General features: G+C 74.1%; 4 protein-coding genes. 1 reads left to right on the plus strand and 3 read right to left on the minus strand.

Translation table 11 applies throughout. The annotated features are described in order from the left end of the window. Positions 1-66 precede the first annotated feature (66 nt). Positions 67-1185 (plus strand): class I tRNA ligase family protein, encoded by a 1119-nt coding sequence (locus E1266_RS36095; RefSeq protein WP_243719320.1) that lies wholly within the window; start codon positions 67-69, stop codon positions 1183-1185. Between the two features lie 66 nt (positions 1186-1251). Here E1266_RS36095 and E1266_RS36100 read toward each other — a convergent pair whose 3' ends face one another. The 3 genes from E1266_RS36100 to E1266_RS36110 form a co-directional block, all read right to left on the minus strand. Beyond that, complete coding sequence (locus E1266_RS36100; RefSeq protein ID WP_132054916.1) at positions 1252-1815, minus strand: DoxX family protein; 564 nt, start codon at positions 1813-1815, stop codon at positions 1252-1254. 108 nt (positions 1816-1923) lie between these two features. Continuing rightward, positions 1924-2622 carry a universal stress protein gene (locus E1266_RS36105; protein ID WP_132054918.1) on the minus strand — a complete coding sequence of 233 codons (699 nt, stop codon included), beginning with the start codon at positions 2620-2622 and terminating at the stop codon, positions 1924-1926. A 68-nt stretch (positions 2623-2690) separates the two neighbouring features. Beyond that, positions 2691-3903, minus strand: a 1213-nt coding sequence (locus E1266_RS36110; RefSeq protein ID WP_207946129.1) for a TerD family protein, incomplete at its 5' end; no start/stop codon positions are given.

The raw sequence follows: 3903 nt of genomic DNA on the forward strand, positions 1-3903 counted from the left end.
GGCTTCCATCCCGGGCGGCCCTGACCCTCACCTTTCCCCCGGACGCGCCCTGGGTACGACAATCCAGTGGAGCTCAACGCACCAGACCGCACACTGCGGATCGGCGGGCGCCCGCTGCCGGTCGTGGGCCCGGCGCGCATGTACGTCTGCGGGATCACCCCGTACGACGCGACCCACCTCGGGCACGCCCGGACGTTCGTCTGGGCCGACGTGGCCGCCCGGGTCCTGCGGCACGCGGGCGGTGAGGTGCGCGTCTGCCGCAACGTCACCGATGTCGACGACGTGCTGAACCAGGCCGCGCACCGGGCGGGCAGCCCGTACGACAGTTTCGCCGCCGTCCAGCAGTTCTACTTCGAGCGCGACCTCGACGCGCTCGGCGTCCACCCGGTGGACCACCGGCCTCGGGCGCACACCCACGTCCGGGAGGTCGTCGCGCTCGCCCAGGGGCTCCTCGCGTCCGGCCACGCCTATGTCCGGGACGGGGCGGTCTACTTCCGCGGCGCCGATGTCCCCGGCCGCGCGGGGGTCGGCGACGAGCGGGCGCATGAGCTGATGGCCGAGTACGGCGACGAGCCCGACAACCCGGGCAAGGAGCACCCGTTCGACGTCGCCGTCTGGCGGCCGTCGCATGCCGGGGAGCCCGCCTGGCCCGGCCCGTGGGGCCCGGGCCGGCCCGGCTGGCACGCCGAGTGCGCCGCGATGGCCATGGCGACGTTCGGGCCCGCGCTCGACCTGCACTCCGGCGGCACCGACCTGCGTTTCCCCCACCACGCCTACGAGACCGCGCTCACCGAGTCGCTGACCGGCGTGCGGCCGTTCTCCCGCGCCTGGCTGCACATCGGCATGGTCTGCCGCGAGGGCGCCAAGATGGCCAAGTCGACCGGCAACCTCGTCCTGGTCTCCGAGCTGCTGCAGAGCCGCCCCGCCACCGCCGTCCGGCTCATGCTGATCACCGCCCCCTGGCGGGACGACTGGGACTACACGCCCGCCGCCCTCGACGCCGCCGTCGCCCGCCTGGACGCCCTCCGCGCCGGCGCGGGCCGCCGCGCCTCGTCCCCGGCGGCGGAGGCCGCGGCGACACGCGCCCTGCTCGACGACCTCGACGTGGGCACGGCGCTGGCGATCGCCGAGGATGAGGGCGGCGGCACCGCCCGCATGGTCCTCCACGTGCTGGCGCTCGGCTGAGGCTCCCCCGGACACGCCGAAGGGCGCCCACCGTGGTGGACGCCCTTGGCGTGCGGTTCAGTCAGGTCACTTGAGGATGGGGAAGCGCTGGGCCAGGCGGGTGCTGCTCCACCGTTCGCCCAGGCCGAGGGTGTCGCCGGCCTTGACCAGGGCCAGTCCGATCAGGACGATCGCGTAGATCAGGTGGTCGTCCATGAAGGGGTTGTTCTCCGGGGGCAGGACCGCCGACCACATCAGGACCATCATCAGCGCGCCGCTCGCGGCGGCGATCCGGATCCCGATGCCCAGCAGCAGCGCCGCGCCGATGCCCGCCAGGCCGATCATGAACAGCCAGTCCGCCCAGGCCGCCCCGGCCAGGCCGTTGTAGAGGCCGGCGAACGGGCCCTGCGGCGCGTTGGCCAAGAACCCCTCGGTGGGGCTGGCACCATCGATCCACGCCTTGTCCGCGGGGGTCGCGTAGCCCAGCCCGAACAGCTTGTCCACGAACGCCCAGGCGAAGATCCAGCCCAGCGCCAGCCGGGCCGCCGCCCACACGTACCGCGCCGCGGGCGACTCGGTCAGCGGCTTCGGGGCCACCACCCGGATCCGGGTGCCCCGACCCGTACGCGTCTCGTGCTCCGAGAGTGCCATCGCCTCTCACCTTCCATCGCGTCGCCTTTTTCGCTTCGCCTCAAGTCAATCCCGGCCCCCACCTGGGCCGTAGATCCAAAGGGCGCACGATCTTCGGGACGAAGGTCCTCACCCGCGGGAAGGCGCCGGCGGTCGGCCGCCGTCGGCGGCGCCGTGCGGGACGACCGCGACCGGGCACTCCGCGTGGTGGACGGCCCCGTGGTGGACGGAACCGTGGCTGACGGAACCGAGCCGGAGCGTGTCCCAGTGCCGGTGGTGGGCGCCCACGACGACGAGGCGCGCGCCGCGCGAGGCATTGGCCAGCGCGGTCACCGGATGGTCCATGACGACGTCCTCGACCACCTCCACCTGCGGGTACCTGTCCCGCAGCGGCGTGTAGGCGGTGGTGAGCCGTTCCACCAGCTCGCGCTGCACCGCCTCGTCGTCGACCACCCAGCCGGCCTCGACGGGCATCCCGTACACCGTCCACGCGTGGACGATCCGCAGCCGGGCGCCGTGCAACGCGGCGGCATCGAAGGCGTAGTCGAGAACCCGCTCCCCCTCCCACGACAGGTCGACCCCCACCACGACCTCGCCGCGATCGTCGGGCTCCCCGCGGACGATCACGACCGGAACGGGCGACTGGGAGGCCATCCGCCGGCTCGTGGACCCCAGCAGCATGCTGGCGAACCCGCCCCGCCCGCGGCTGCCCACCACGAGCTCGAACGCCCCCTCGGCCTGCTCGGCGAGCGCCTTCGTCGTCTCCTCCTCGACCAGCGCCGTCGCCGTCTCCAGTTCCGGCCACCGTGCGCGGACGCGCTCGTGCATCGCCTCCAGGAGCGTGCTCCCCGCCTCGGCCTCGTTTACCTGCCGGTGGGCATTTCGGGGGGCATTCCCTAGTCGTCGATGTCTACGCCGTAGGCGCGGGCGAGGGCGGCCAGGCCGTAGTCGTGGCCTTGGCCCATCGCGCGCAGGCGCCAGGACGGGCCGCGGCGGTACAGCTCGGCCAGCAGCATCGTGCGTTCGGTGGTGGCCGCGTCGAGGGTGGCCTGGGCCAGCGGGGCCTCGCTGGTGCCGGGGGCGGCGGTGATCTCTATGGCGCCGACCGTCCCGAAGGTCTCGGTCCCGTCGATCGCGGCCGCGATGACCACCTTGCGCACGGACGGGTCGAGGCTTTCCGTGTCGACGCTGATCGACTGCTCGGTGGGACCGTCGGCGGAGAGGGAGACCGCCCCGCCGGGCGTCTCGGTCGAACCGTAGAACACGAAGTCCTCGTCGGCGGACACCTGCTCGTCGCCGTCCAGCGCGAAGGCCACGATGTCGACCTCGCAGGCCGTCTGGTGCGCCCAGGTCGCGGTGACCGTCCACGCGGTCGTGTGCGGGGTGACGGGGAGGTCGGTCACGCCGCCTCGGGGCAGGGCGAGCGGTGCCGGGTGGGCGGGCGCCGGTTCGCCTTCGGCGGGGCGCGCGGACGTCGGCCCGTAGAGCCACGCCTCGTCGTGCAGCGGCAGGGCGAGTGAGCGGATCCGGGGCATGCGGCGGTCCTCCTCCCCGCCGGGGAGCACGACCACGTCGGTGACGCTGTTGGAGAGGTTCACCGCGGCGGCGCCGCCCAGTTCGGTGACGCGGGTCCGGGTCGCCGCGGCGCGCGGGTGCGAGCCGCCCACGACCAGCACGCGCCGGCCGGACAGGGCCTTGGCCGGTTGCGCGGGACGGGTGGCCCGGGGTGCCGCCGGGGGCGTCGGGGCGGTGCTCGTCGCCGGCTCGTGGGAGGTGCCGGGGCGCACGTCCTGGAGGAGGCGCAGGAACGCGGCCTCGTCGATGATCGGGACGCCCTCGGCCTCGGCGCGCTTGGTTTTGGTGCTGGGGGGACTCGGCGCGTTCGTCACGAGAGCGCTGGTGTGGCGGCTGACCGTGGACATCATGTTCAGGCCCGCCGCTGACGCCTTGGCCACGAGTTCGGCCCGGGGCGTGCGGGTGTCGCCGGTGATGGCGACCTTCATCCCCTGGACGAGCGGCCCGCCGTCGGTGAGGCGTCCCGGGTTGCGGTAGGGGCAGGGGACCTTGGGAACGCCGGCCGGATACCGGGCCGGGGTGCCGGTCTGGCGG

It is taken from the genome of Actinomadura sp. 7K534 (assembly GCF_004348575.1).
Taxonomy (GTDB): Bacteria; Actinomycetota; Actinomycetes; order Streptosporangiales; family Streptosporangiaceae; genus Spirillospora; species Spirillospora livida.

Excerpts from the sequence above, each read along its gene's own strand:
- E1266_RS36100 (WP_132054916.1), bottom strand. The coding sequence starts at position 1,815 with ATGGCACTCTCGGAGCACGAGACGCGTACGGGTCGGGGCACCCGGATC.
- E1266_RS36105 (WP_132054918.1), bottom strand. The coding sequence starts at position 2,622 with ATGCACGAGCGCGTCCGCGCACGGTGGCCGGAACTGGAGACGGCGACG.